This window comes from Bartonella bilalgolemi (assembly GCF_023500045.1).
GTDB lineage: Bacteria > Pseudomonadota > Alphaproteobacteria > Rhizobiales > Rhizobiaceae > Bartonella > Bartonella bilalgolemii.
Map to the genome: position 1 here is coordinate 1 of NZ_JAMCOF010000025.1, position 3,077 is coordinate 3,077.

Genomic DNA, 3,077 nt, shown 5'->3' on the forward strand with positions numbered 1-3,077 from the left:
ACTAATACTCCAAAAGCCTTTAAGCCTGAAGATTTAAGTCCAAAAATTGATGCAATATTAGCAATAGACTGCTTAATGAATTGTTTTCTATTAACATGCTCATAGAGCGTAATTTGCGTCCCCTGTACCGAAACAGCCACTAAAGGTTTTAAAAAAGGAATAGAACCACTAGGACAAACACCAGAGTGAAGATAACCTTTGTCAACAAACATCTTGACAAGAGGCACATCTGGAGGACAGACTTCCATAAACCTCCCCTTTTTCAAATCTTTTTGAAAATAATTAACCTTCCAAAGTCCTCTAGGCGCAGAATGTGAATAGTTGACTCTAAATCCTTGTGAAAGAGCAAAAAGGATACAGCACGCACTTGCAAGAAAACACAAAGTAAAGCCGACAACAAATTGCTTAATCAAAAAACAAATCCTTCCTTGTCTTTTTTTACTTCATTTCTCTGATGTAAATAATCCGTAACAGGGGGAGGAATCTTTGAAGCGCTTGAAAAAAATGGATCCAAAAAATAAAGAATCTGAGTGCCTCTAATCACGCTATTCCCAGCAACAAAAATAAGTATTTCACCTGGTTCAATAATATTTCCTGAATGATCTTTTTTAGCACCCGGCAAGCGCATAATTTCATCAGGAGTCATTAAAGAACGACGTGTTTCTTCATAAGAGGTTGAAACTTGCTCAAGCGCCATACCAAAACGTTTTCCAGAAGTAGAAATTTTTTCCCTAACAATGGTTGTCTCCCCTGCCATTTTGCTCATCCACTCCGCTGTTTCAACCTTATTAGGGGCATAAGCAACACGAATATGACAATTAGAAATGATGCTTTCATTCGTTGTGTAAATCTTGTAAAGTTGCTGTACATCTTGGGTAATAATGTAAGCTTTCAGTCCATATCCAGCAATATAAGCAAGGGCTTTTTCAAACACTTCCAACTTACCCAAAATTGGGAACTCATCAAGCATCAAAAGTAACCGATGTTTATGAATTGTCTTTGATCTTCCATCATCGAATTCCATTCGATCTGAAAGAGAGAGAACCATTTGTGTTAAAAGTAATCGTGCCAATGGCTTCATACGATCTAAATTACGGGGTGTAGTAATAAAATACAGGGATACAGGATCTTCTGAATCCATCAAATCGCTGACGTAAAAGTCGCAATATTTTGTATTCTCGCCCACAATGGGATCTCTATAAAGAGATAAAGCATTATTGGCCGTTGAAATAATTGATCCTAATTCACGTGCTGGTGTTCCAGCCATACGCCGACCAACACCATTAATAACAAGTTTTGCTTCCTGATCGGCTTGTTTGAAAAGAGGATTTTCACTTTTTATCTCAAGAGATTCCATTTCACGGAATAAAGAAGAAAGTGCTTTAGGATCCCCATCATAATCAAAATTATCATCGCCTTGAAGAACAGTTGAAAAATCTCCTACTCCCGTTAGCATGTGGGCACAATCTTGCAAACAAGGTAAGCGGCCAATCTCTTCTGATTTGTAAAGAGCATGAAGAATAAGACCATTTAAGAGTTCAAAAGCTGCAGATCTAAAATGATCTCCAGCAATCCCTTTACCATCATCATCAATAACCATTAACGCTATATTTTGAGTATCGGCCACCTGATGACGAGTTCTAAAGCGAATTTCTCCTAACGGATTCCATGAGCATCCAACATCTGGTTCTGCTGGATCAAATCTTAAAATCTTATTCCCAGCATATTGTTTCCGCCATCCTGCTGTCATAGCGTAATTCTCACCTTTTGCATCAAGCACAAAAAGACTATGCGGCCAACTCAAAAGAGTAGGAACCACGAGACCAACACCTTTTCCAGAACGCGTAGGCGCTAAAGCTATAATATGCTCGGGACCATCATGACGTAAATAATGTAAAACACCTGTTTTATGATCTTTAAATGCTCCACAATAAACACCCCGCCCTTTTTGCTTCTTTCGAGGCAGAAGACCCGTCTCTTGAACTTCATTAAAAGTCGCAAAATGCGCTGTCCCATGAAGATCGTTTGTACTTTTATTACTTCTTGACCGAAAACCTGCCCAAAGAGAAAAACCTGTAAGACCAATCAAAATGCCAATACAGAATAAAACAAATGTCAAATTACATTGATGAGGTGCATAATCATAAAATTTAAAAATCCAAAAAAACCAAGAAAAAGATAAATAAAATCTAAAAAAATGAGAACCAAGAGAAGGATTATAATGAAAAACATGTGCTAAATACTGTGTACAACACTGATTAAGAACAACAAAATATAAAGAAAATAAAAATACAAATATTATCCGAGAAGCGCTTTTTGATGCGTGTGTAGACTGGCCCCCCAATTTTCCATCCCCATAAAATTCCAGTATTTACTGTACAATTCTATATACTAAAAATACAAACAAACCAAGTATAAAAACTACACTCCTTGCCGTTATCGTTTCACGCAAAAGAACGACCCAAACGTTAAAGAAGAACGTTTCAGAGCCATTGGAAGAACCTATAATGAACGATATATTTTTTTAGTTTTTACCTTAAGAACAATAAAGAACAAACTATTTGTACGCCCTATTAGCGCTCGTTATATGCACCAAAAGGAGATTGATTTTTATGAAAACCTCTAAATTAAAACAAATGCCCGTTTTTAAGACAGATGAAGAAGCAGAAAACTTTGTTGATACTGCTGATCTTACAGATTATGACTTAACTGGTTTTAAGCCTGTTCATTTTGAATTTTTACCTAAAGAGGCGTCTATCAACATTCGATTGCCTCAAGCGCTTATGAAGGCTTTAAAGGAAAAAGCTAAAAATCAAGCTATTCCTTACACACGCTATGTTAGGCATCTGATTGAACAAGATTTACGAAAAAGTAATCGTGGTTAGTCTATCCTTTATAGAAATCTGCTATTGATGTATAATGAACGTCCATCCTAATCTAAAAAACGAACTTTTATGGCACAACGGATAACAATTTAATATTTAAATACTCTTTAAATGTTTACTAAATATTTTGTACGTAAATAGTAAATAATTACTATTTATTATGCGCACAATTATTATTTACATAAACTTGAA

The 3,077-nt window shown here is 35.8% G+C and carries 3 protein-coding genes and 1 pseudogene; 2 read left to right on the forward strand and 2 right to left on the reverse strand.

What is annotated here, in order from left to right; translation table 11 throughout:
- The coding region (locus M4Z11_RS07265; RefSeq protein ID WP_249678018.1) for a S24/S26 family peptidase at positions 1-413 on the reverse strand (413 nt) is incomplete at its 3' end.
- On the reverse strand, positions 410-2,344 hold the full coding sequence (locus tag M4Z11_RS07270) for a type IV secretory system conjugative DNA transfer family protein (protein ID WP_249678020.1): 1,935 nt from the start codon (positions 2,342-2,344) through the stop codon (positions 410-412). The genes M4Z11_RS07270 and M4Z11_RS07265, both read right to left, overlap by 4 nt.
- A 123-nt stretch (positions 2,345-2,467) precedes the next feature.
- Here M4Z11_RS07270 and M4Z11_RS07275 point away from each other — a divergent pair.
- Together M4Z11_RS07275 and M4Z11_RS07280 are read left to right on the forward strand one after the other, a co-directional pair.
- Positions 2,468-2,626: pseudogene (locus M4Z11_RS07275) on the forward strand (BrnT family toxin); the annotation flags it as partial.
- On the forward strand, positions 2,613-2,885 hold the full coding sequence (locus M4Z11_RS07280; RefSeq protein ID WP_249678022.1) for a CopG family antitoxin: 273 nt from the start codon (positions 2,613-2,615) through the stop codon (positions 2,883-2,885). The pseudogene M4Z11_RS07275 and the gene M4Z11_RS07280, both read left to right, overlap by 14 nt.
- Positions 2,886-3,077 lie beyond the last annotated feature (192 nt).

Excerpts from the sequence above, each read along its gene's own strand:
- M4Z11_RS07280 (WP_249678022.1), top strand. The coding sequence starts at position 2,613 with ATGAAAACCTCTAAATTAAAACAAATGCCCGTTTTTAAGACAGATGAA.